This is a genomic window from Kribbella sp. NPDC049227 (genome assembly GCF_043197265.1).
In the GTDB taxonomy this organism is placed as follows: Bacteria; Actinomycetota; Actinomycetes; order Propionibacteriales; family Kribbellaceae; genus Kribbella.
Map to the genome: position 1 here is coordinate 985,002 of NZ_JBICST010000003.1, position 21,436 is coordinate 1,006,437.

A 21,436-nucleotide genomic window follows, 5' to 3' on the forward strand; every position below is an offset into this window, starting at 1 on the left:
TGCTGGAACGTTACCGCTCGGTCACCTGGCGTGGCCAGAGGTGGAGAAAAGTTGCCTTTCCGCCGTTCTGCCGCCGGTTTGGTCGGTTCCGGGCGATACCGTCACGCCATGGCGAAGACCACAGCGGTGATGCTCCCCGCGGGGGACCGGGAAGTCCGCGTCTCCAGCCCGGAGCGCGTCGTCTACGAGGCGACCGAGTGGGCCCCGGAGGTCACCAAGCTCCAGGTCTGTGAGTACTTCGTCGGCGTCGGTGCCGCGTTCATGCACGCGTCGGGCGACCGTCCGGTCGCGCTGGAGCGCTGGCCCGGCGGCTGGCGCGAGGGGATGACGCTGTCCGTGGACGCGACCGGCCGGCAGACCGGCGACGGCTTCTACTCCAAGCGGCTGCCGAAGGGCGCCCCGGACTGGCTCGAGACCTGCAGGGTGCTGACGCCGAACGACCGCCCGATCGACGAGCTGTGCCTGACGGAGATCGGGGCCGCGGTCTGGGCGGCCCAGATGGGCACCCTGACCTTCCACCCGTGGGCGGTGCGCAAGGGCGATCTCGACCATCCGGACGAATTGCGGATCGACCTCGACCCGCAGCCGGGCGCGACCTTCGCCGACGCCCGGCGGGTAGCCGGCGTCGCCCGTGAGTTGCTCGAGGAGCTGGGTCTTCGCGGGTATCCGAAGAGCAGCGGCAACCGCGGGATCCACATCTACGTGCGGATCCAGCCGGAGTGGTCGTTCGACGAGGTCCGGCACGCGGCGATCGGCCTCGGGCGGGAGCTGGAGCGCCGCGACGACGGTGTGACCACCGCCTGGTGGAAGGAGGAGCGCGGCGACGCGGCGGTCTTCCTCGACTTCAACCAGAACCTGCGCGACCGCACGGTCGCCGGTGCGTGGTCGCTCCGGCCGCGGCCTGGTGCGCCGGTGAGCACTCCGATGACGTGGGAGCGGCTGGCCGAGGTCGACGATCCGCGGGCGTTCAACCTGCACACGGTCCCGGAGTACCTCACTGATGGTGACCCGTGGGCGGACATGGACGACACGGCGTACTCGCTCGACCCGCTGCTGCGGCTGTGGGAGGAACTGCCGGGCGGAGAGCTGAACTTCCCGCCGGACTACCCGAAGATGCCGGGGGAGCCGCCGCGGGTGCAGCCGAGCAAGAAGGTGGCCGACCACTGGGACGACGAAGGCAACCGCATCGCGCCCCAGGGCTGACAGCCGCCGGTGCTCAGCTCCTGAGCTTCCGGCGCGGCCTGCTGCCGAGCCGTCGGCCGTTGCCGCGGATCCGGTCACGGCTGGCCTTGAGGACCTGCCGGGGGCTCTCGTCGTTCGCCACCGCGATCAGCATGACGAGCTGATCGATGGCGTCGTCGAGCGAGCTGCGGGGGAAGCTGACATGGGCCGAGACCGCGGCTTCCTCGGACGGCGGCCTGAGCGCAATGTCCCAGGTGAACTCCTGCGCCGCCTTGTCGAGCATTGACCTGTCCTTGGCCTGGTCGCTCCACAACCAGACCGTCACTTCTGCCGCGCTCTCCATCTCGTCCCCCTCGCACGCCGCCCTTGCCTGCGACATCGGGGGTGAGGAACAGGTCGTTACACCCGCTAGATGGTGCGGAGGGCTCCGCCGTCGATGGGGATGATGGCGCCGGTGATGTAGGAGGCGGCGGGCGAGAGGATGAACGCGGCGGCTCGGCCGAACTCGTCGGGGTCGCCGTAGCGGCGCAGCGGGATGGTCTTCTCGGAGGCGCGGCGGGCGGCCTCGGGGTCGCCGCCCTTGGCGTCGAGTTCCTTCAACCGGTCGGTGGCGATCCGGCCCGGCATCAGGCCGTTGACCCGGATCCCGTTCGGTCCGAGCTCGTCGGCGAGCGTCTTGGCGACCATCGCGAGCCCCGGACGCAGCCCGTTGGAGATCGCCAGCCCGGCGATCGGTGACTTCACCGACGACGACAGTACGAAGGCGATCGACGTACCCTCGGATCCCGCCCGGGCAACCGACCGCGCGATCCGCAGTCCACCCAGGAAGACGCTGTCGAACGCGGCCCGCCAGTCCTCCTCGTCGGTGTCGAGAGCCGTCCCCGGCCGCGGGCCACCGACGCTGACCAGGGCGCCGTGCAACTCGCCCCACTTGGCGATCGCCGTCGCGGCCAGCCGCTCGGCACTCTCCGGGTCGGCGTTGTCGACCGGGATGCCGACTACGTTCTCCCCGAGTTCGGCCGCGGCCCGCGCGATCGACTCCTCGTTGCGGCTGGAGATCACCAGCCGGGCACCTTCACCCGCGAGGGCTTTGGCGGTGGCGAAGCCGAGTCCGGCGCTGGCTCCGGTGACGATGTACGTGCGGTCGCGAAGTCCGAGGTCCACGACCACCATCCTGCCTCACCGCAACCCTTCGCGCACCTCGACGGTTCGTGGCCGATGGCAAGAACCAGCACAGGCCCTAGTACGCCGACCTGCGCAGCGGCGACTCCGCGGTGTTCAGGTGCCAGGCGGTGTTGACCAGACCGAGATGCGAGAACGCCTGCGGGAAGTTCCCGAGCATCCGCCCGGCGACCGGGTCGTACTCCTCCGCGAGCAGGCCCACATCGTTGCGCAGGGCAACAAGCTTCTCGTACAGCGTCCTCGCCTCGCCGACCCGGCCGATCATCGCCAGCGAGTCGGCCAGCCAGAACGAGCAGATCAGGAACGCACCCTCGTCACCATCCAACCCGTCGTCGGTGTGCTCGGTGAGATACCGGCGGACGAACCCGTCCGGCGCCAGCTCCCGGCGCACGGTCTCGACCGTGCCCACCACCCGCGGATCCTCCGGCGGCAGGAACCCGACCTGCGGGATCAGCAGTACGGCGGCATCCAGCGCCTTGCTGCCGTACGCCTGGGTGAAGGTGTTGCGGTCGGGGTCGTACGCCTTGTCGCACACCTCCCGGTGGATCTCGTCCGCGGTCGCCCGCCACTGCCTGGCCGGCCCGCTCATCCCGTACCGCTCGACCGCCCGCGCCGCGCGGTCGAAGGCGACCCACGCCATCACCTTGGAGTAGGTGAAGTGCTGCCGGCCGCCGCGGACCTCCCAGATCCCTTCGTCCGGCTGGGTCCACACCTCGGTCAGGTGGCGCATCAGCCCGCGCTGCATCGACCAGGCGTCGTCGCTCGGCCCGATGTGCGACTCCCGGGCCAGTGCGAGCACGTCCATCACCTCGCCGAACACGTCGATCTGCAGTTGTTCGGCGGCCGCGTTCCCGATCCGCACCGGCGCCGAGGACGCGAACCCGGGCAGCCACTCCGCCTCGAACTCCGGCAACCGCCGTTCACCGGTCACGCCGTACATGATCTGCAGGTCCGCGGGTGCGCCGGCGATGGCGCGCAGCAGCCAGTCCCGCCACGCGTGCGCCTCCTCGGTGTATCCGGTCCGCAGCATCGCCGACAACGTCATCGTTGCGTCCCGCAACCAGCAGAACCGGTAGTCCCAGTTGCGCGACCCGCCGAGCGCCTCGGGGAGCGAGGTCGTCGGCGCCGCGACGATGCCGCCGGACGGCGCGTAGGTCAGTGCCTTCAGCGTGAGCAGCGACCGGGTGACCTCCTCGCTGGTCCCGTTGGCGTCGGTGCTGCGCCCGATCCACTCGGTCCAGAACGACTCCGTCGGCTCCAGCGCGTCGAGTGCGTCGATCGGATGTGGTACGGCGTCATGCGACGGATGCCAGGTGAGCACGAACCAGGCCTGGTCGCCGGCCGACACCTCGAAGTCGGCGTACGTCGCGAAGTCGCGGCCGTACTGGTGAACGTCGGACCGCAGCGACACCGCGTCCGGGCCGGCGATCGCCACGACCTGACCGTCGATGCTCCGCACCCAGGGGACCACGTGCCCGTAGTCGAAGCGCAGGCGCGCCTCGGACCGCATCGCGACCCGTCCGGTGATGCCTTGCACGATCCGTACGACGTCCGGGGCGGCGTCCCGCGGCGGCATGAAGTCGATCACCCGGACCGAACCGCTGCCGGTGGACCACTCGGTCTCCAGCACGAGCGTGTCACCGCGGTAGTGGCGGCTGCTGGTCGCGTCGGCGTCCCGCGGGGAGAGCCGCCAGTGACCGTTGTCGTCGGTACCTACCAGGGCGGCGAAGCAGGCAGGGGAGTCGAACCGCGGAACGCACAGCCAGTCGATCGAGCCCTCCCGGGACACCAGTGCGGCGGTCTGGAGGTCTCCGATCAGTGCGTAGTCCTCAATCCGGCGCTCCGGCGCGAGCTTCTTCGGGCTTGTCTTCTTCTGCTGTGGCTGCTGCCGGCCCGTCGTCGCTGGAGGAGGTGTCACCGCGTGAGTCCTGTCGGGAGAAGTAGACCAGTCCGCCGATCGCGAGCAGGGCGAAGAAGAACCACTGCAGCGCGTAGAAGAAGTGTGGCCCGTCGTCGATCTCCGGACCCGGGAACGCGCCGAAGTCGGGGTCGTTGGCCGGATCCTGCTTGTCCACGGTGAGGTAGCCGTCGTACAGGTTGAGGCCGAGGACCTTGGCGAAGTCCGGTCCGTTGATCAGCCGCGCCGTACCGTCGTCCGGCGTGCCGCCGTTGGTGCTGCCGCCGCGCTCGCTGCGACGCAGGCGGCCGGTGATGCTCACCTCGCCGGTGGGTACGGCGGGGATGTGGCTGGGCGCGAGCTCGGCGCCCTGGCGGGCGAGGAAGCCCCGGTCGACCAGCACCGCCTTGCCGTTCGAGAGGACCAGCGGGGTGACGATCTCGAAGCCTGGACGGTCGTCCACATTGCGGTAGCGCATCACGATCTGCTTGGAGGCGTCGTACCGGCCGGTGACGACCGCCGTTCGCCAGGCGTGCTGGTCGCCGACCAGGCCCTGCGCGCCGACGATCTGGTCGATCGGCGCCGGCGGAGCGGCCAGATTGGCCCGCGTCACCTCGTTGCGGGCCTTCCGGTCGTCCAGGCGGTGCAACTGCCAGCGACCGAGCTCGACGCACACGCCGGCGAGCACCAGGACCGCCAGCGCGGCGGCGATCCAGCGGACATTCATGAGACGACCCACATCTCGAACTTAAGCCATCACCTGAAACGGCCTGTCCCCGGCACGTAGGCTGGGGGGATGACGGCAACGGAGGAAGTGATGCAGCTAGGTCTGGCGGACCGGTTCGGCCGCGTCGCCACCGACCTGCGCGTCTCACTCACGGATCGCTGCAACCTGCGCTGCTCGTACTGCATGCCCGAGGAAGGCCTGGACTGGCTGGCCAAGCCCGAGCTGCTCACCGACGACGAGGTCGTCCGGCTGGTGTCGGTGGCCGTGACACGCCTTGGTGTGCAGGAGATTCGCTTCACCGGCGGCGAGCCACTGCTGCGGCGTGGCCTGGTCGGCATCGTCGCCCGTACGACGGACCTGACGCCGCGACCCGAGGTCTCGCTGACCACCAACGGGATCGGCCTTGCCCGGCAAGCTCAAGCGCTCAAGGACGCCGGCCTGGACCGGGTGAATGTGAGCCTCGACACGATCGACCAGGGCACCTTCGTCCAGCTGGCCCGGCGGGACAGGCTCAAGGACGTCCTGGCCGGACTCGATGCGGCGCAGGCGGCCGGACTGACCCCGGTCAAGGTCAACGCCGTACTCATGCGCGGCGTGAACGATCGGCAGGCGCCGCAGTTGCTGGAGTACTGCCTCGAGCGCGGCTACGAACTGCGGTTCATCGAGCAGATGCCGCTCGACGCCCAGCACGGCTGGAACCGGGCCACCATGGTCACCGCGGACGAGATCCTCGAGCAGTTGTCGGACCGGTTCGACCTGGAGCCGACCGACGCGGCGGCCCGGGGGAGTGCTCCGGCGGAATCGTTCACAGTTCGGGGCGGACCGCAGACCGTCGGGATCATTGCCTCGGTCACCAGGCCGTTCTGTGGAGACTGCGACCGCGTCCGGCTGACGGCCGACGGTCAGGTCCGCGACTGCCTGTTCGCCCGAACCGAGTCGGACCTGCGGTCGGCGTTGCGCGGCGGTGCCGACGACGAGGAACTGGCGGACCGCTGGCGGCGCGCGATGCGGAACAAACTGCCCGGCCACGGCATCAACGACCCGAGCTTCCTGCAGCCCACCCGCCCGATGTCGGCGATCGGCGGCTGACCGTCATACCGGCCCAATCCGGAAATGCAGTTTTTCGGTGCGGACTTAACACTTAGGAGAAAGGCTCGACCTCCCGCAGGAATGACCTGCGGGCCAGGAAGTCCGACAGGCTCTCCTTGTGTTCGTCGCACGCGAGCCAGGTCTTGCGCCGCTCCGGGGTGTGGATCTTCGGGTTGTTCCACCGCAGCGCCCACGTGGCCGGCCGCCCACATCCCTTGGCGGAGCAGACGGACGGGAGTGCTTCTTCGGTCATCGTCAGAGCCATTCCGGTGGTCGCGGGCAATTGTTCCTGACCACTCAATAATCAAAAGTGTGGGCAAAATGAAGCGACGTCGGACAGCCACGGGGGGAGCCGTCCGACGCCGCATCAAGTCCCTGAATTCCACTCATGAACTTCAGAGCACGCGGGAGATTCTGACACGGATCCTGTCCGAGTTTCCAGTCCCGGCACAGATCACTTTTCGGTGTCGATCGGCCGGTCCGGATCCGGCTCCGGATCCGGCTGCGTGACGACGCCGGGATGCGAACCGATCGCGGGCCGCTCAGGGGCGATGAACGGCGCGGCACCGGACACCGTGGAGGAGCGCTGCGCGTTCGCCAGCACCACGGCGATGTACGGCAGGAACACCGCCGCCACGATGAACATCCAGCGCCACGGCGACGGGGTGAGCACGGCGAGCACGAAGCAGACGATGCGAATCGACATCATCCAGGCGTACCGAGCGATCCGGCTGTCCAGATCCTCGGATCGGCCCGGCTGTGCATTCGTCACCGAGATGACGGTTTCGCCGGTCCGTTCACGACGTCTCGACATCTATCCTCCTCACCAACACCAACGGTACGCCGCGCCGGCCGCCCGGGCGCAGGCAGGATGGAAGGAACGTTCGATGACCGATCGCACCTACCGCGTGACCGAGATCGTGGGCACGTCCAAAGAGGGCCTGAACCAGGCCATCACCAACGCCATCAGCCGGGCCGGCGACACCCTGCGGCACCTGGACTGGTTCGAGGTGACCGAGATCCGCGGCCACATCATCGACAACGAGATCGACCACTACCAGGTTGGCCTCAAGGTCGGCTTCCGCCTCGAAGACTCCTGATTCGCAGTACGGCGGCAGTCCGGTGAGTACCCGCCGTCCGGATGGGCGGACGGCGGGCGATAGCGTTCGTGCGACTGGTGACGAGTGAGGAGGGCTTGTGAGCAGGTCTGTGTTGGTGACCGGCGGCAGCCGGGGGATCGGGCTGGCGATCGCTACCGCGTTCCGGGAGGCCGGCGACCAGGTCGCCGTCACGTACAACACCAGCGCGCCACCGGAGGGCTTCCTCGGGGTCAAGTGCGACATCACCGACCAGGAGCAGGTGGACGCGGCGTTCGACGCGATCCAGGAGGCCCACGGTCCGGTCGAGGTGCTGGTGGCCAACGCCGGCGTCACCCGCGACACGCTGCTGCTGCGGATGTCCGACGACGACTGGGACACCGTCATCCAGACCAACCTCACCGGCGCGTTCCGGGTCGCCCGCCGCGCGGCCAAGGGCATGCTGCGGCTGCGCAAGGGCCGGATCGTGTTCATCTCCTCGGTCGTCGGCATGCTCGGTTCGCCCGGCCAGGTGAACTACGCCGCCAGCAAGTCGGGCCTGATCGGCATGTCCCGCTCGATCGCCCGCGAACTCGGCAGCCGCGGCATCACCGCGAACGTGGTCGCCCCCGGCTTCGTCGAGACCGACATGACCGCGGTCCTGCCGGAGGAGACGCAGAAGCAGTACCTGAGCCAGATCCCGCTCGGCCGCTTCGGCCTGACCGAGGAGATCGCGAACGCGGTCCGCTGGCTCGCCTCGCCCGAGGCCGGCTACATCACCGGTGCGGTGATCCCGGTCGACGGCGGCATCGGCATGGGCAACTAACGTTCATTTTCGAGAAAGGGCATGCCGGTGGGCATCCTCGACGGCAAACGCATCCTGGTCGCGGGCGTCACGCTCGACTCGTCGATCGGATTCGCGACCGCCAAGGTGGCGCAGGAGCAGGGCGCCACGGTGCTGATCTCCAACTTCGGCCGGGCGCTCAGCATCACCAGACGCATCGCGAAACGCCTGCCGCAGGAGCCGCCGGTCCTCGAGCTCGACGTGACCAACGCCGAGCACCTGGCCGCACTGCCGGACGCCGTACGCGAGCACGTCGACGGTCTTGACGGTGTGGTCCACTCGATCGCGTACGGCAACCCGGAGACCATCCTCGGTGGGAAGTTCCTGGACGGCCCGTGGGAGGACGTGTCCCAGGCGGTACACGTCTCGGCGTACTCGCTGAAGGCGCTCGCGGTGACGTGTGCGCCGCTGATGAGCCGTGGCGGCAGCGTGGTCGGGATGACCTTCGACGCGACCGTCGCCTGGCCCGGGTACGACTGGATGGGAGTCGCCAAGGCGGCCCTCGAGTCCACGAGCCGGTACCTGGCTCGCGACCTCGGCGCTCAGGGCATCCGCTGCAACCTGGTCTCGGCCGGTCCGCTGAAGACGCTGGCCGCGAAGGCGATCCCGGGCTTCGAGAAGTTCGAGGAGCCGTGGCTGGACCGTGCGCCGCTGGGCTGGGACCCGACCGATCTGGAGCCGACCGGCCGGACCATCGTCGCCCTGCTGAGTGACTTCTTCCCCTCGACCACCGGCGAGATCATCCACGTCGACGGCGGTTACCACGCGATGGGAGCGTAGTGGCCACATCGTTGGTTGAGCTCCGGGTCCTCGACGGCGCCAACCTCTACTTCAGTCGTGCCGCCATCAAGCTGACGCTCGACGTGTCCGCACTCGTCGACGCCCCGGCCCCGGCCGCGAAGGCGTACGGGCAGGCCATTGGTCTGGGGACCACCCGGCCCGGGCGGATCGGGTCCGGGTTCCGGCAGCGGTTCGCGATCCGGGTCGCGGGTCACGTCGTACGACGGATCGCGCGGGAGGCCGGGATCGGCCGGATCGGCGTCCGGGTCCGCGCGGAGTCCGACGTACGCCGGCTTGTGGTGGCGTTTCCATGGGCGCACGAGGAGCGGGCGCGGGCGCTCGGGGCCGCGATCGTCGAGGTGCTGGACGCGTTCGGCGCCGAGGATCTGACCGAGCTGATCGCGATGGTCGGCGACCGCGTCCGCAACGAGCCGCCCGGCAACCCGCCGCCGACGATCCGGCCCAAGGTGCCGGTGGTCGCGGTGACCGGGACGAACGGGAAGACCACGACCTCGCGGATGATCGCGCACATCGGCCGTGCGGCCGGTCTGCACGTCGGTTGGTCCAGCACCGATGGCGTCTACTTCGACGGCAAGCTGGTCAAGTACGGCGACTTCTCCGGGCCGAGCGGGGCCGGTCAGGTGCTCTCCCAGCCCAGCATCCAGCTCGCGGTCACCGAGACGGCCCGTGGCGGCATCCTGCGTCGGGGGGTCGGCGTCGCCTCGAACGACGTCTCGGTCGTCACCAACGTGACCGCGGACCACCTCGGCCTGGGCGGGATCGACACGGTCGACCAGTTGGCCGAGGTGAAGGCGGTCATCACCCAGATCACCAAGCCGCGTGGCTGGTGCGTGGTGAACGGCGACGACCCGCGAACGTTCGCGATGCGGCTCGGCTCGCCGGCCAAGTGCTGGGTGTTCTCCCGCGACCCCGACTCGCCGTCGATCCGGACCGTGCTCGATGAGGGCGGGCGGGCGACCACCGTGCTGGACGGGTTCATCACCGTGCTCGACCAGGCGGCGGATCCGGAGCCGCTGCTGAAGGTCGTCGACGTACCGATGACGCTGTCGGGCCTGTCGCACTACAACGTCGAGAACGCGCTGGCCGCGGCCTCGGCGGCGTTCGGCCTCGGGCTGCCGCGGGCGGCCGTGATCGAGGGGCTGAGCACGTTCGCGCCGAACGAGAACAACCCCGGCCGGATGAACATGTACTCGCTGCGCGACTTCACCGTCGTGATCGACCTCGCCCACAACGAGGCCGGCCTGGAGGCGCTGCTCGAGATCATGAACGGCGTCCGGCGGCCCGGTGGACGGTTGCTGCTGGCGCTCGGTTCGCCGGGGGACCGGGCCGACGACATGGTCGCCGCGCTCGGCGCCATCGGGGCCCGGGCGGCCGACCGGGTGATGATCGGGCACAAGAGCGACTACCTGCGCGGCCGGCCGCCGTCCGAGCTGGAGGCGGTGTTCCGCGAGGGCGCCGCGTCGGTCGGTGTGGACGACGTACCGGCGTACCCGACCGAGCTGGAGGCGGCGCAGGCGCTGGTCGCGGAGGCGGAGGCCGGGGATGTGGTCGCGGTGATGTCTCTGCAGGATCGGGCGAGTCTTGACGCCTGGTTGCGGTCCGAGGGGGCTACCGTCGACACACCGGAGACCTTGAGAGCCAAGGTCGAGAGAGCCCAGCGCTAGCCCCTCCGCCGCGGTTGGGGCGGGAACGGGGTGTCATGCGCTACCTGTGGTCGATCCCGGCCGCCGTGGCCGCCTGGTTCGTGGCCGGCTTCTCCGCGACGTACCTGAAGGGTCTGCCGGAGGGTACGACGATGTTCGTGCCGCCGCGGGTGGATCTGCTGGTGCTGGGTGGGTTCGCCGGTGGCGTGGTGGCCGGGTTGCTGGTCACGCGGGTGCGCATCACCGTGCCGCTGGTCGTGGCTGTCGGCGCCGGCCTGTGGTGGCTGACGGGCAACGACTGGTCGGATCGGTCGCAGTTGACCACGTTGCTGGTGGCAAGCGCTGTCGGTGGCCTGTTCGGTGCCCTGGGCGCCAGAAGCTCGGTGGTCGCCGCCTTCGCTCTCGCCCTGCCGATCGCGTGGTACGCCGTGCGGCCGGCGAACCAGTTGGACGAGTGGCGGTGGCTGTGGCAGCTGAACGGCCTGCTTGTGGCGGTCGGCCTGGCGCTCGTTCTGTACGTCGCCTGCTGGCGGCGCGGCTGGCGATCCGCGTACTTCTGGGTGCCGCTGGCGGGCTTCTACCTGGCCTGCTTCGGCATCGTGAACGCGATCCGGGTCGTCGATCGGGCGCCGGCCGCACATTCCGCCAACGACACCGCCGACGCGGCCACCGACGCGTTCTTCCAGTCCTTCGAACCGGTCCTGCGCGAGTACGGCGTCTGGCTGGTGCTCGCCGTACTCCTGGCGATCCCGATGGTGGTCCTCAAGCTCCGCGCCCTGCCGCCGCCTCCGCCACCACCGGACCCGTACGCCGACAGGTCCAACGACGCCGTCCTGTCCGACGACCTCGACTGGATCGACCGCGACGAACCCCGCCGTCGCCTCCTCGCCCGCCGCCGGGAACCAGCCTCCTGAACCACGGCACGCCGGCCAGGGACGGGGAGGAGCCGGTGGCTCCTCCCCGCGGTGGTCAGCGGGTGACCGGGTGGCCGGCTGCGTCGACGGGCTTGACCTTGGTGACCTTGAGGTCGCGGTGGGGGATGACGACGGCGAAGAAGCGGAGGGTGTCGGTGGCCGGGGTCGCGACGGCGTTGGTGGTGTAGGTCTTGCCGCCGGCGGTGATGCGGACCTTGCGGGCGCCGATCGGGGCCGAGCCCATCACCAGGGTGGCGTCGATCTTCGTGCTGCCTTTCTCCTTGTCGTGCCCCTGCACCACCCAGTGCGTGCCGTTGAGCGGTGGGTCGAAGCAGACGAGCGGCCGGCCGAAGCTGGCCGCCGGCCCCTCGTCGGTGACCAGGCAGCCTTCGCGGGAGTAGACCAGGACCGCCCAGGACTCGGTCGGGATGGTGCCCTTGGCGACGTAGTACGCGTGCGGCCGGTAGGCGTTCGCGTCCGGCATCTTGGTGAACCGCTCCGCCGACCACGGTGGCGGCAGGATCTTCGTGTGGTCGCCGGCCGTGGAGGTCGGGTTCGTGCTTGGCTGCTCCGGCGTGGGCAGCATGCTTGGTTGCCCTGGTGTGGTCGGCTGGATCGAGGCAGGCGGCGGCGCACCGAAGCCGGCCACGGCAGGCTCGGACGGCCGCAGCGAGCCGAGCAGCGGGCCGGCCGCCAGGGCGGCGGCGGTGACGCCGGCGACAGTCAGGACGGCGGCTGCGCCGCGCCGGCGGCGTTGCCGGCGCTTGATCCGCAGCCGGATCGGAGCCGCGGGGTCCGACGGCTCAGGGCGGTCGTCGGTCAGTACGGCGAGCTTCGTGGTCAGGTCGTCGGTCATGCGATCCCCCTCCCGGCCAGGTCGGCCAGTTGGTCAGGTGTGCCGAAATGAAGGTCGGTGCGGAGCGCGTCGAGACCGCGCCGGGTGTGCTGCTTGACTGCTCCGACCGAGCAACCGAGGAGGTCGGCGACGGAGCGTTCCGAGAGGTCCTCGGCGTACCGCAGGTAGACAGCGGCGCGCTGCCGCGGGCTCAGTTGGGCCATCGCCTGGCGGAGTGCGAGTCGCTCGTCGACCTGAGCTGTGGCCGGGCCGACCGCGGTGTCGGGCGGTGTCTCCGTCGGCCGCTCGCCGATCCAGCGGCGGCGCCGGCCGGACAGGAACGTGGTGGTGACGATCTTCCGCAGGTACGCCTCCGGGTTGCCCCCGCTCACCTTGCGCCAGTGGAACCAGAGCTTGGTGAACGCCTCCTGCGCAAGGTCCTCGGCCGCCTGGTGGTCCAGGGTCAGCGCGTACGCCAGCCGCGCGGTGGCCGTCCACCGCGCCCGGACGAACGCGTCGAAGTCGTCATTCGGTTGAACTCTCATCGGCATCGTCTCCTCACCCCCTCTCAACGCCGTCGCCAGCGTCGCAGGGTGACAGGTCAGGCGAGGAGTTTCTGGGCGAGCCAGGTGCCGGGCTGGAAGCCGGGTGGGAGCGCGAAGACGGCCGAGCCGATGGTGGTGGTCCACTCGTTGAGGGCGTCGGCCGCGTCCAGGCGGAGGAGGAGTGGGAGGAACTGGGCGGCGATGTCGGCCTGGTGACTGAGGAAGATCAGGCCGGATTCGCGGGCCGGTCCGGTGTCCTGGACGTAGTTGAGGCCCTTGCGGAAGATCCGGCGGCCGTCGTTCTCGGAGTGGTGGGAGAGGCGGGCGTGCGCGTTCTGCGCGATGACCAGGCGGCCGTCGGCGTCCCGGGCTTCCAGATCGAGTTCGTCGTGCTCGGCCGTGCCGGTCAGCGGTGCACCGGTGGAGAGCTTGCGGCCCACGGCGCGTTCTTGCTCCGAGCGGGTCAGTTCGTCCCACGTGTCGAGGTTCATCCGGATCCGGCGTACGACGAGCGTCGTACCGCCGCGGAACCAGTCGGGACCGTCGGACGGCCACACGGTGGAGTCGAACTCCGGCGTACCGGCGGCCGGGTTGCCGGTGCCGTCGACCTGACCGAAGAGGTTGCGGCCGGTGACGGGTCGGCCGTCGGAGCCGGTGCCGTTCCAGAACCCGGACTGCCGCCAGGCGGGAGTGGCGAACGGCTTCGCGTCCGCGACCAGGCGTCGTACGGCGTGCACGACGCTGACCGGATCGTCGGCGCCCACCATGATCAGCAGATCGCCGCCTGACCACGCGGGCTCGAGCCGGTCGTGCTTCATCACCGGCAGATCGTCCAGCCCGTGCGGTTTCTCGCCTGTCAGTTCGAAGACCCGCGGCCCGAATCCAATCGTCGTCGTCAGCGCGACGTTGCCGATCGCCAACTCCGGCGCGGTGTCACCAGGTGCCGCCCGACCGTTGGCCAAGGCAACAATGTCGTCGGTCCACAAGCGCATCAACCGTCCGAGCGCCGCCTTGTCCACGCCCGGTCTCAGGGTGAACGCCACCAACTCCCCATGCCGAGGCGAGCCGGCCGCAATCCCCGGCTGATGCACCCCGTACGGATCCACCGTCCGACCAGTCGCGACAGCCATCTCGTCCTTGCCCGAGGCAACCACACCTCCACCCACAGCCGCACCCGCAACCGCGGCCCCGGCCAGGCCGAACATCCGCCGCCTGGACGGCCCGTGCGCCCGCCTCCCCACCTCCGACGAGGATGCGGGAGGGATGGCAGATGCAGGCAGGCCCGTCGGGGGAGAGGGGGATGCCGAGCCGGCTGGTGGAGTGGGGGACGCCGAGCCGGTGGGTGTGGGAGTGGGGGATGCCGAGCCGGCTGGTGGAGTAGGGGACGTGGAGTCGGTGGGTGGGGGTGGGGTGGTCATTTGGTGGGTGGGGTTTCGGTGGGGTGGTAGTGGTCTTCTTCTTCGGTGAAGGACTTGACCGGGATGGTGAGGTCGTGGCTCGTGTGGTCGGAGAACGTGAGGGTGAGGGGGAGTTCGTCGCCAGGTTCGAGGGGCTGCTTGAGGCCCATCAGCATGATGTGGTCGCCACCGGGGGAGAGGTGGGTGTGCGAGGTGGCCGGCACGGTGATGCCGCCGGGCTTCTCCTGCATCACCATCTTGCCGTCCTTCGCCGCCATCTCATGCAGCTGAACCACGCCGGCCACCGGGGAAGTTGCCGAGGTCAACTTGATGTCGGTGGTGCCCGGGTTCGTCAGCGACATGAAGGCGGCCGTCATCGTGGTGTCCTTGGCACCGGTGGTGGCACGTACCCAGGCGTCCTCGACCAGCACACTCGGCGTACTCACCGCCGCCTCCTGAGTGGCAGCGGACGATCCGCAGGAGGACAGCAGCACCGGGAGGGCGACAGCCATAGTGGCCGCCAGCAACTTCATCTTCACGGACAGCCAACGACCGCCACCGTCAGTGAGTTCCGAGTACGTCGCGAACGGCCGGCCTCACTCCGGCGCAGGCTCGGCCTCCTCGTCGGGCTGGACGAAGTCGGGGTCACCGCCCTCGTCGCCCGACCGCGCACCGGCCTGTGCCAGGTGCGAGACGGACTCGAGTTCGGCCAGCACGGTCTGATGCTGGTCGACGCACAGGACGACGAGATCGCCGGGGTTGGATCGGCTCAGCGCGTGCCGGATCGCGGCCAACTCGTCGAGCACGATGTCGATCTGGCGGCAGCGCGCTCCGTTCTCCATCGCACGCCGTACCCCGGCCTCGACCAGCGCGGCGGTCTCACCGCGCTTGCGGCCCCGCAGCCGGGCGTCCTCGCGGACGATCACCACGTCGAAGTGTTGCGCCGCGACCTCACCGAGCTCGCGGATGTCGTCGTCGCGGCGGTCGCCCGCGGTCGCGACCACACCGATCCGCGACGGACGGCCGAGCTCGGACGACGCGCTCAGGCTCTCGCCGAGCCGGTCGACGAAGTCGCCGAGCATCCGCATCGCCGGCGCGTTGTGGCAGTAGTCGACGATCACCGTGCGCCCGTCGACGTCGATCTCGTTCAGCCGTCCGGGGGACAGGTAGTACGACGTGTTGAACGTCCGCAGGCCCTGCCGGATGTCGTGCAGCGGCGCCCCGGCGGCGAACGCGGCGGCCGCCGCGGCCATCGCGTTCTGCACGTTCATCATCGCCCGCCCGCCGAACGTTGCCGGGAGCAAATGTGTCCAGGCCAGCTGCATCGACCGCCGGCCGTGCTTGACCACGATCATGTCGCCGAGGTCGGACCGCTCCAGCACGACCGCCCGGCCACCGCGGCGGCAATGCCCCTCGATGTAGTCGCGCACCTCGCTGCCCGGCTCGGCCATGCTGAACCACACCACCTGCCCCGAACACTTCCGCCGCATCTTCCGCACCAGCGGGTCGTCGGCGTTCAGTACGGCGTACCCGGTCCGCGGCACGGCCTCGACCAGAACCGCCTTCACGTCCGCGAGCTGCTCGAGCGTGTCGACACCACGCATCCCGAGGTGGTCGGGCTGGATGTTCAGCACGACGGCGACGTCGTTGCGCTCGTACCCGAGCCCCTCGCGCAGGATCCCGCCGCGCGCCACCTCGAACACGGCGAAGTCGACCCGCGGGTTCTGCAGCACCATCCGGGCGGACTTCGGCCCGGACGCGTCGGAACGGATCACCAGCCGCTCGTCGATCACGATGCCGTCGGTCGAGGTCATCCCGACCTTGCGGCCCATCCCCTTGAAGACGTGGCTGATCATCCGCGCCGTGGTGGTCTTCCCGTTCGTCCCGGTGACCGCGACGATCGGGATCCGGCTGGTCGCGCCCGGCGGAAACAGCATGTCGACGACCGGCTTCGCGATGTACTGCGGTTCGCCGATCGTCGGGTTCGTGTGCATCCGGAACCCGGGCGCCGCGTTCACCTCGCAGATCGCGCCACCGGTCTCGCGCACCGGCTGGGTGATGTCGGGGCAGATGAAGTCGATGCCGGCGATGTCGAGCCCGATCATCCGGGCCGCTTCCTCGGCGATCTCGACGTTCTCCGGGTGGGCCTCGAAGGTCCGGTCGATCGAGATCCCGCCGGTGGACATGTTGCCGGTGAGCGTGAGCTTCACCATCTCGTCTTCCGGCGGTACGTCGTCCAGCTCGAACCCCTGGTTCCGGACGAGCTCACGCGCCGCCGCGTTCACGGTGATCCGGGTCAGGATCTTCTCGTGCCCGACGCCGCGGCGCGGATCCGCGTTGGTGATGTCGACCAGTTCGGCGACGGTGTGGATGCCGTCGCCGACCACGTGCGCGGGCACGCGTTCGGCGATCGCCTCCATCCGGCCGTTGATGATCAGGCAGCGGTAGTCCTTGCCGGTGACGAAGTTCTCCACGATCACCCACCCGCGGCGGGACTGTTCGGCGGCGATCGGGAACGCCTCCCGCAGTTCGTCCGCGTCCTGCAGGTTCAGGCAGACGCCGCGGCCGTGGTTGCCGTCGAGCGGCTTGCAGACGACCGGGTACCCGATCTTGTGCGCGACCGTGACCGCCTCGTCGACCGTGCGTACCGACTCCGAGCGCGGCACCGGCAGGCCGGCCGAGGCGAGCAGCCGAGTGGTCAGGTCCTTGTCGCTGGCGATGTCGACCGCGATGGACCCGGTCTCCGAGGTCATCGTCGCCCGGATCCGCTTGGCGTGCACTCCTTGGCCGAGCTGGACCAGGCTGGCCTTGTTCAGCCGGATCCACGGGATGTCGCGGGACACCGCCTCGTCCACGATCGCCTGCGTCGACGGGCCGAACGCGGTCCGCTCGGCCTGCTTGATGAACTTCTCCAGCTCCGTGGTGAAGTCGAAGTCCGGAGCCGGCTGCACCAGGTTGTTCACGAACCGCACGGCGAGTTCACCGGCGGCCAGTCCGACCGCCTCGTCGGCGTACGCGTAGGTGATGTTGTAGCGGCCAGGAACGCCCTTGACCTGGCGCGTCTTGCCGCGCCGCATGTCGTGGCCGGCCTCCTGCTGGAGTTGCAGCGACACGTGCTCGGCGATGTGGCCGAGCCAGGTGCCCTCGTGCAGCCGCTCGATGAAGCCGCCTCGGCGGCCGCGCGAGCAGTGGTGCTGGTCGAGCCGGGGCAGGTACTCCAGCAGCTTCTCGGTGAAGCCGGGGATGGTGTTCGACGGGAAGTTCTCCAGCGAGCCCAAGTCGACGACGAGGTGGATGGCCGGGTCGTAGCTCCACACGTTCGGCCCGCGGTAGACACGGGTCTCGATGATCTTCAGGTCCGGGCTGGGCGCGCCCTGCGTTGCGGCAGTGTCAGTCATTCGGTCCTACTCTGATGGCGGCGTGCGGTGGGAGGAGTCGTCGAGGTGGGCGCCGGCCGTGAACGGCTCGGTCGCCTCCGGTCTGGACTCCCCGGCCGCCGATGATCTGCCGGCCGCCTGTTTGGACGATTCAGCCTGCGCGGTACGACGTCCCGCTCGCCGCTTGCGATCCGCGTAGTACTTGGGTGACACCCCCTCGGCCGCGATCTCCCTGGCCAGCTTCTGCAGGTCCGCCTCGGCGGCCTCGAGCTCGGCGATCTCCTCGGCCGGCGGCTGCGGGCCGTACGACAGCAGCGCCCGAGCCTCCAGGTCGAACGTCGCGGTCGCCGGCAACACATGCAGTACGACGCCCGACGCGAGCATCGGCTCGGATCGCTTGGCGTAGTGGGCGTTGGAGGTGATCCGGCTGCCGTCGAAGATCGTCACCGCGCCACGGCCGACGACCTCCAGGTGAGTGCCGCGGACAACTGCGGCCGTGTCCTCGTCGACGCCGATGCCGAGCAAGCCGGGGGACTGGGCGACGAGCGACAGCAGCCGGCCGTACCGGTTCCGCTGGGCGAAGTGCTGGTCGACGATCGCACCCTGGACCAGGCCGAGGCCGCCGGACAGCTGACTCATCCGTTGCCGCGGGGTGGCGCCCGAGCGGCCGAACGCGATCATGTGCTCGGCCAGGATGCTCGCGCCGGCCGACGTACCGCCGACGGTCGCGCCACGGGCGTGGGCGGCGGTGACCGCGCGGCCGAACGCCGTACCGGTGACGACACCGGCGAGCTTGAGCTGGTTGCCGCCGGTCATGAAGATGCCGGTCGCGTCGTCCAGCGGCTCGAGGAACGCCGGATCGTCGGCGTCCTCGCGGTTCTCCGGGCGGACTCCGACGACGCTCGCGGCGCCGAGGGCGGCGAACAGGGCGTGGTACACGTCGACGACGTCGGGCCCGAGCGCGGACGCGGTCGGCACGACCACGATCCGCGCCTTGGATCCACCGGCCGACTCGACGAACTCCTGCAGCACCGTGCGTTTCTTCAGCTTGTCCTCGGCACCACCGATGGCGAACAGAGCCCCCGGTCCACCCTGGAGATCAGACATAGCCGAAGGATAGGTGCTCGCCCCCTCCGGAACCGCAATCCGGGCAGCGACGTCGGCCGGGGTCCAGGGCCGTCCAGCTCGACGAGCCGGAGTCAGGGCGTACTACAAGCGCCGCCGGTGACCGGCGAGAGTCGTCATGTCCAACGCGTCCCGGAATGCCGGATGGACGACGAAGTAGGTGGTGCGAGCGAGTTTCGACGGTCGATCGAGATAGTCCGGGTCGTCGTAGCTGAAGACCGGATGACCACCTGTCCCGAGGCATCCGAGGAAGCCGATGTCGAACAGGAGCCCGATGACGTCCTTGTACTTCTCGGTCCAGACGCTCTGCTCGGGATTCCAGATCTCAGCGGTCAGCCGGCAGAGCCAACTGGTCCCTACGAATGCGTGGTCCGCGGCCAGCGTCGCGATGTCGTCCAAGGCCGCGGACATTTGAGCTCGGGACAACTTGTACGGCCTTCCTTCGAAAGTGGAAAGCATGTCGTCGATTCCCGGATAGGTCGGCTTCCATTCATCGCGGAGCGCGAGTCTCCGGTCGTGTGAGTACGGGGATTCGGCCGCTCTGATCCGTTCCCAGGTGATTCTGGGGTTGTCGGCCGTCCCCTCGAGACATTCATTGAGATAGGCGATGGCGTCCCGAGGTCTCATCAGCGTGCGGCGGAGGATGAAAGTCAGTGGGTCGCCGCGCGTCTTGGTCGTCGACGGCAGCAGGTGACGAACCGTCGCCACCTCCAGGTCGCGCACGGCCGCGGCGGCCCGGACACGTTCGTCGAGCATGGCCTCGAGGTCGGCCGACGACCACCGCAATCGCATCGACAAGGCGCGGAACTTCTCCTCCTGTCCGCCGGTCCGCCGACCGAAGTCGAGGGCCTCGAAGATGTTCGTCCGCAGTGCCACGAGGACTTTCAGGTTCTGCACGCGCTGCAGGTCGGAAACCGCGCGGAACAGACAACGGATGAGAGCGTTGACGACCGAGTCGTCGACCCAGTCCTGGTCCGGATCGTCAATGATGATGAAGGTGAAGTTCTGACGGGACTCGAGGATGTCCTCGTCGAGTACCTTGATCATCTGGTTGAGTCGTGGCAGCTGAGTCGCGTTGACGATTCGCTGATAGCGGTTGACGATCTCGATCTTGCTCGCCTGGGTGGCGGTGATCCCGCCGCCTGCCGACGCCTTCACGAGTTTGGCGTCGAACGAGCCGGCACCGTTGATCTGCGACTCGAAGCGATCGGCGATCTGCCGGACGCGTTCGTCCGCCTCGCACCAGAACTTGCCCTGGAAGTCCTCGAGATACTTCAGGGCTTCCGTCTGGCTCTTGTCGCGCTTGAGTTTGTCGGCCAGTACGGCGAGGAAGTTCTGCTTGCCGGCCGACGAGTCGACCTGATAGCGATGCTTGATGATCTCGACCAGCAGAACATGTTTCCAGAGGGCAACGAAGAACGGGTCCAGGTGTACCTCGTGCTCGCTCAGCCAGCGGACCGACTGGAGATCGGCGACATAGGTCAGGGACAGGTCTTCCGGGCTGATGCGGATGACGTGATCCGGGTATTCGTACTCCAATCGCCGCAGCAGCGCCGACTTGCCACTACCCGTTCGGCCGATGATGAAGCACCGATAATCGTCTCTGGACGAGACAGCCTTGTATTGCTTGGTTTCGTCGAAGGCTTCCTCGAGAAGCGGGTCGGCCTCCGCCTGCTGTCCGCCGAGTGAGAATCCTGAGCTGAGACGCGGAGCGTGCCTACTGCGTGTCATTTTTCCCCCACCGTCTGATACACGCCAGTGGCTGCATGTTAGGCACAGACAGTTACCGGGGGAAGAGGGCAGCGTGTAACGTTCCCGCTACCTATCGTTCGCAATTAAAAGACGGTCCGGTCTCCAATTGGTCAATTCGGTACCTGGTTCCTGGTCAGACCGATGCGCGATAGACCGTAGTACTGCGGCGGACGTGCATGCCGAGGTGTTCGTACATGGCGAGGGCGCCGGTTCCGGAGTGGGTCCAGAGGACGCAGCTGTCGAGCCCGAGCCGGGCGAACTCGGCGCAGGTCTGGTCGAGCATCGCGCGGGCGATGCCCTTGTTCCGCTGGTCGGCCCGGACCGCGAGTTGCTCGACGTACCCCTCGCTGCTGTCCGGGAGGTCGAGCGCGAGCACTGCGCCGACCAGCTCGTCCCCGGCATAGGCCAGTGTCGACACCTCGGGCAGGAAGCTGGGTCGCTCGACGGTCAGCTGTCCCCACTCCTCGAACGACTTCCTGCGTGACTGGAAGGCGGAGAACGCGTCCTCGACCAGCTCATGCACCTCGTGCGCCCGCGCCGGGTCGTAGCTGTCCAGCCTGATCCCGGCCGACAGCTTCCGAGCCGCGGGAACGTCGATCGAGCGCACGAGCAGCCAGTTCGTCGCGAGCACCTCGTACCCGCGGGATCGGAGCAGGTCGGTGCCGGCCTTGTCCGCGTCGTCCACGGTCTGGGCGACCCAGTCGCTTCCGGCCTCACGGGACCGGGCCTCGATCCAGTCGAGCAGCATCGTCCCGATCCCGCGTCCGCGGTACGACGGGTGGACGGCAACCTGGGCGCGTTTGCCCAGGTGGAGCCAGACCCAGCCGGCCAGATCGCCGTTCTCCGCGTGCACGACGAGGGTGTCGCGCTCAGGATTCAGCCCGGGGCGGCGCAGGTCCGCCGCGACCTGGTCCGGAATCGCCTCGACCTGACCGTGCCAGTCCTGCTCGCTGGCAGCGATCAGCTGGTACATGGCGGCCGCGTCGTCGGGTGTCGCGGGCCGGGTGGAAAGCTCCATGTCGCGATCTTCCCGCAGCCGCGGGTCTGCGG

At 69.1% G+C, this 21,436-nt stretch carries 21 protein-coding genes; 7 read left to right on the plus strand and 14 right to left on the minus strand.

Annotated features, from left to right (window positions below):
- The first annotated feature begins 108 nt into the window (after positions 1 to 108).
- On the plus strand, positions 109 to 1,203 hold the full coding sequence (locus ACGFH6_RS16860) for a DNA polymerase domain-containing protein (protein ID WP_393384563.1): 1,095 nt from the start codon (positions 109 to 111) through the stop codon (positions 1,201 to 1,203).
- Between the two features lie 13 nt (positions 1,204 to 1,216).
- On the opposite strand, the gene ACGFH6_RS16865 is transcribed toward ACGFH6_RS16860, so the two are convergent.
- The 4 genes from ACGFH6_RS16865 to ACGFH6_RS16880 form a co-directional block, all read right to left on the minus strand.
- Entirely contained in the window at positions 1,217 to 1,525 is a 309-nt protein-coding gene (locus tag ACGFH6_RS16865) for a hypothetical protein (RefSeq protein WP_393384565.1), read from the minus strand.
- A gap of 65 nt (positions 1,526 to 1,590) precedes the next feature.
- Positions 1,591 to 2,355 (minus strand): SDR family oxidoreductase, encoded by a 765-nt coding sequence (locus ACGFH6_RS16870; RefSeq protein WP_393384566.1) that lies wholly within the window; start codon positions 2,353 to 2,355, stop codon positions 1,591 to 1,593.
- Positions 2,356 to 2,422: 67 nt separating this feature from the next.
- Positions 2,423 to 4,282, minus strand: a complete 1,860-nt coding sequence (locus ACGFH6_RS16875; RefSeq protein WP_393384568.1) for a glycoside hydrolase family 15 protein — start codon at positions 4,280 to 4,282, stop codon at positions 2,423 to 2,425.
- Positions 4,194 to 4,988 carry an SURF1 family protein gene (locus ACGFH6_RS16880; RefSeq protein WP_393384570.1) on the minus strand — a complete coding sequence of 265 codons (795 nt, stop codon included), beginning with the start codon at positions 4,986 to 4,988 and terminating at the stop codon, positions 4,194 to 4,196. Before ACGFH6_RS16880 ends, ACGFH6_RS16875 begins: the two co-directional genes overlap by 89 nt.
- Before the next feature lie 69 nt (positions 4,989 to 5,057).
- Between ACGFH6_RS16880 and moaA the strand changes: the two genes are divergently transcribed.
- A complete protein-coding gene (gene moaA / locus ACGFH6_RS16885) occupies positions 5,058 to 6,077 on the plus strand; it encodes a GTP 3',8-cyclase MoaA (RefSeq protein WP_393384572.1) in 1,020 nt (339 codons plus the stop codon).
- Positions 6,078 to 6,129: 52 nt separating this feature from the next.
- On the opposite strand, the gene ACGFH6_RS16890 is transcribed toward moaA, so the two are convergent.
- Together ACGFH6_RS16890 and ACGFH6_RS16895 are read right to left on the minus strand one after the other, a co-directional pair.
- Positions 6,130 to 6,330 carry a hypothetical protein gene (locus ACGFH6_RS16890; RefSeq protein WP_393384574.1) on the minus strand — a complete coding sequence of 67 codons (201 nt, stop codon included), beginning with the start codon at positions 6,328 to 6,330 and terminating at the stop codon, positions 6,130 to 6,132.
- Positions 6,331 to 6,531: 201 nt separating this feature from the next.
- The gene (locus ACGFH6_RS16895) at positions 6,532 to 6,891 is read right to left on the minus strand and encodes a DUF3099 domain-containing protein (RefSeq protein ID WP_393384575.1); all 360 of its coding nucleotides are present in this window, start codon (positions 6,889 to 6,891) and stop codon (positions 6,532 to 6,534) included.
- A 73-nt stretch (positions 6,892 to 6,964) separates the two neighbouring features.
- Here ACGFH6_RS16895 and ACGFH6_RS16900 point away from each other — a divergent pair, with 73 nt between their 5' ends.
- From ACGFH6_RS16900 to ACGFH6_RS16920, 5 genes are all read left to right on the plus strand, one after another.
- A complete protein-coding gene (locus ACGFH6_RS16900; RefSeq protein WP_131514251.1) occupies positions 6,965 to 7,177 on the plus strand; it encodes a dodecin in 213 nt (70 codons plus the stop codon).
- 97 nt (positions 7,178 to 7,274) lie between these two features.
- A complete protein-coding gene (fabG, locus tag ACGFH6_RS16905; protein ID WP_131352384.1) occupies positions 7,275 to 7,979 on the plus strand; it encodes a 3-oxoacyl-[acyl-carrier-protein] reductase in 705 nt (234 codons plus the stop codon).
- A gap of 21 nt (positions 7,980 to 8,000) precedes the next feature.
- Positions 8,001 to 8,777: an enoyl-ACP reductase FabI gene (gene fabI, locus ACGFH6_RS16910; protein WP_393384577.1), complete on the plus strand. Its 777-nt coding sequence runs from the start codon at positions 8,001 to 8,003 to the stop codon at positions 8,775 to 8,777.
- On the plus strand, positions 8,777 to 10,462 hold the full coding sequence (locus ACGFH6_RS16915; protein ID WP_393384578.1) for a Mur ligase family protein: 1,686 nt from the start codon (positions 8,777 to 8,779) through the stop codon (positions 10,460 to 10,462). Before fabI ends, ACGFH6_RS16915 begins: the two co-directional genes overlap by 1 nt.
- 35 nt (positions 10,463 to 10,497) lie before the next feature.
- Positions 10,498 to 11,355 (plus strand): hypothetical protein, encoded by an 858-nt coding sequence (locus tag ACGFH6_RS16920; protein ID WP_393384580.1) that lies wholly within the window; start codon positions 10,498 to 10,500, stop codon positions 11,353 to 11,355.
- 55 nt (positions 11,356 to 11,410) lie between these two features.
- Here ACGFH6_RS16920 and ACGFH6_RS16925 read toward each other — a convergent pair whose 3' ends face one another.
- The 8 genes from ACGFH6_RS16925 to ACGFH6_RS16960 all read right to left on the minus strand — a co-directional run bounded on the left by ACGFH6_RS16925 (position 11,411) and on the right by ACGFH6_RS16960 (position 21,404).
- Positions 11,411 to 12,211: a hypothetical protein gene (locus tag ACGFH6_RS16925; RefSeq protein WP_393384581.1), complete on the minus strand. Its 801-nt coding sequence runs from the start codon at positions 12,209 to 12,211 to the stop codon at positions 11,411 to 11,413.
- On the minus strand, positions 12,208 to 12,735 hold the full coding sequence (locus ACGFH6_RS16930) for a SigE family RNA polymerase sigma factor (protein ID WP_393384582.1): 528 nt from the start codon (positions 12,733 to 12,735) through the stop codon (positions 12,208 to 12,210). The genes ACGFH6_RS16925 and ACGFH6_RS16930 overlap by 4 nt, the downstream gene beginning before the upstream one ends.
- 56 nt (positions 12,736 to 12,791) lie before the next feature.
- Positions 12,792 to 13,976: a Dyp-type peroxidase gene (locus tag ACGFH6_RS16935; RefSeq protein ID WP_393384583.1), complete on the minus strand. Its 1,185-nt coding sequence runs from the start codon at positions 13,974 to 13,976 to the stop codon at positions 12,792 to 12,794.
- A gap of 173 nt (positions 13,977 to 14,149) precedes the next feature.
- The gene (locus ACGFH6_RS16940) at positions 14,150 to 14,665 is read right to left on the minus strand and encodes a copper chaperone PCu(A)C (protein WP_393384585.1); all 516 of its coding nucleotides are present in this window, start codon (positions 14,663 to 14,665) and stop codon (positions 14,150 to 14,152) included.
- 63 nt (positions 14,666 to 14,728) lie between these two features.
- Complete coding sequence (gene cphA / locus ACGFH6_RS16945) at positions 14,729 to 17,530, minus strand: cyanophycin synthetase (protein WP_393384586.1); 2,802 nt, start codon at positions 17,528 to 17,530, stop codon at positions 14,729 to 14,731.
- A 6-nt stretch (positions 17,531 to 17,536) separates the two neighbouring features.
- Positions 17,537 to 18,616, minus strand: coding sequence for a cyanophycinase (locus ACGFH6_RS16950; RefSeq protein WP_393384587.1), 1,080 nt, complete (start codon positions 18,614 to 18,616; stop codon positions 17,537 to 17,539).
- A gap of 102 nt (positions 18,617 to 18,718) precedes the next feature.
- Positions 18,719 to 20,365 carry a P-loop ATPase, Sll1717 family gene (locus ACGFH6_RS16955; RefSeq protein WP_393384589.1) on the minus strand — a complete coding sequence of 549 codons (1,647 nt, stop codon included), beginning with the start codon at positions 20,363 to 20,365 and terminating at the stop codon, positions 18,719 to 18,721.
- 154 nt (positions 20,366 to 20,519) lie between these two features.
- Positions 20,520 to 21,404: a GNAT family N-acetyltransferase gene (locus ACGFH6_RS16960; protein ID WP_393384590.1), complete on the minus strand. Its 885-nt coding sequence runs from the start codon at positions 21,402 to 21,404 to the stop codon at positions 20,520 to 20,522.
- Positions 21,405 to 21,436: the final 32 nt, after the last annotated feature.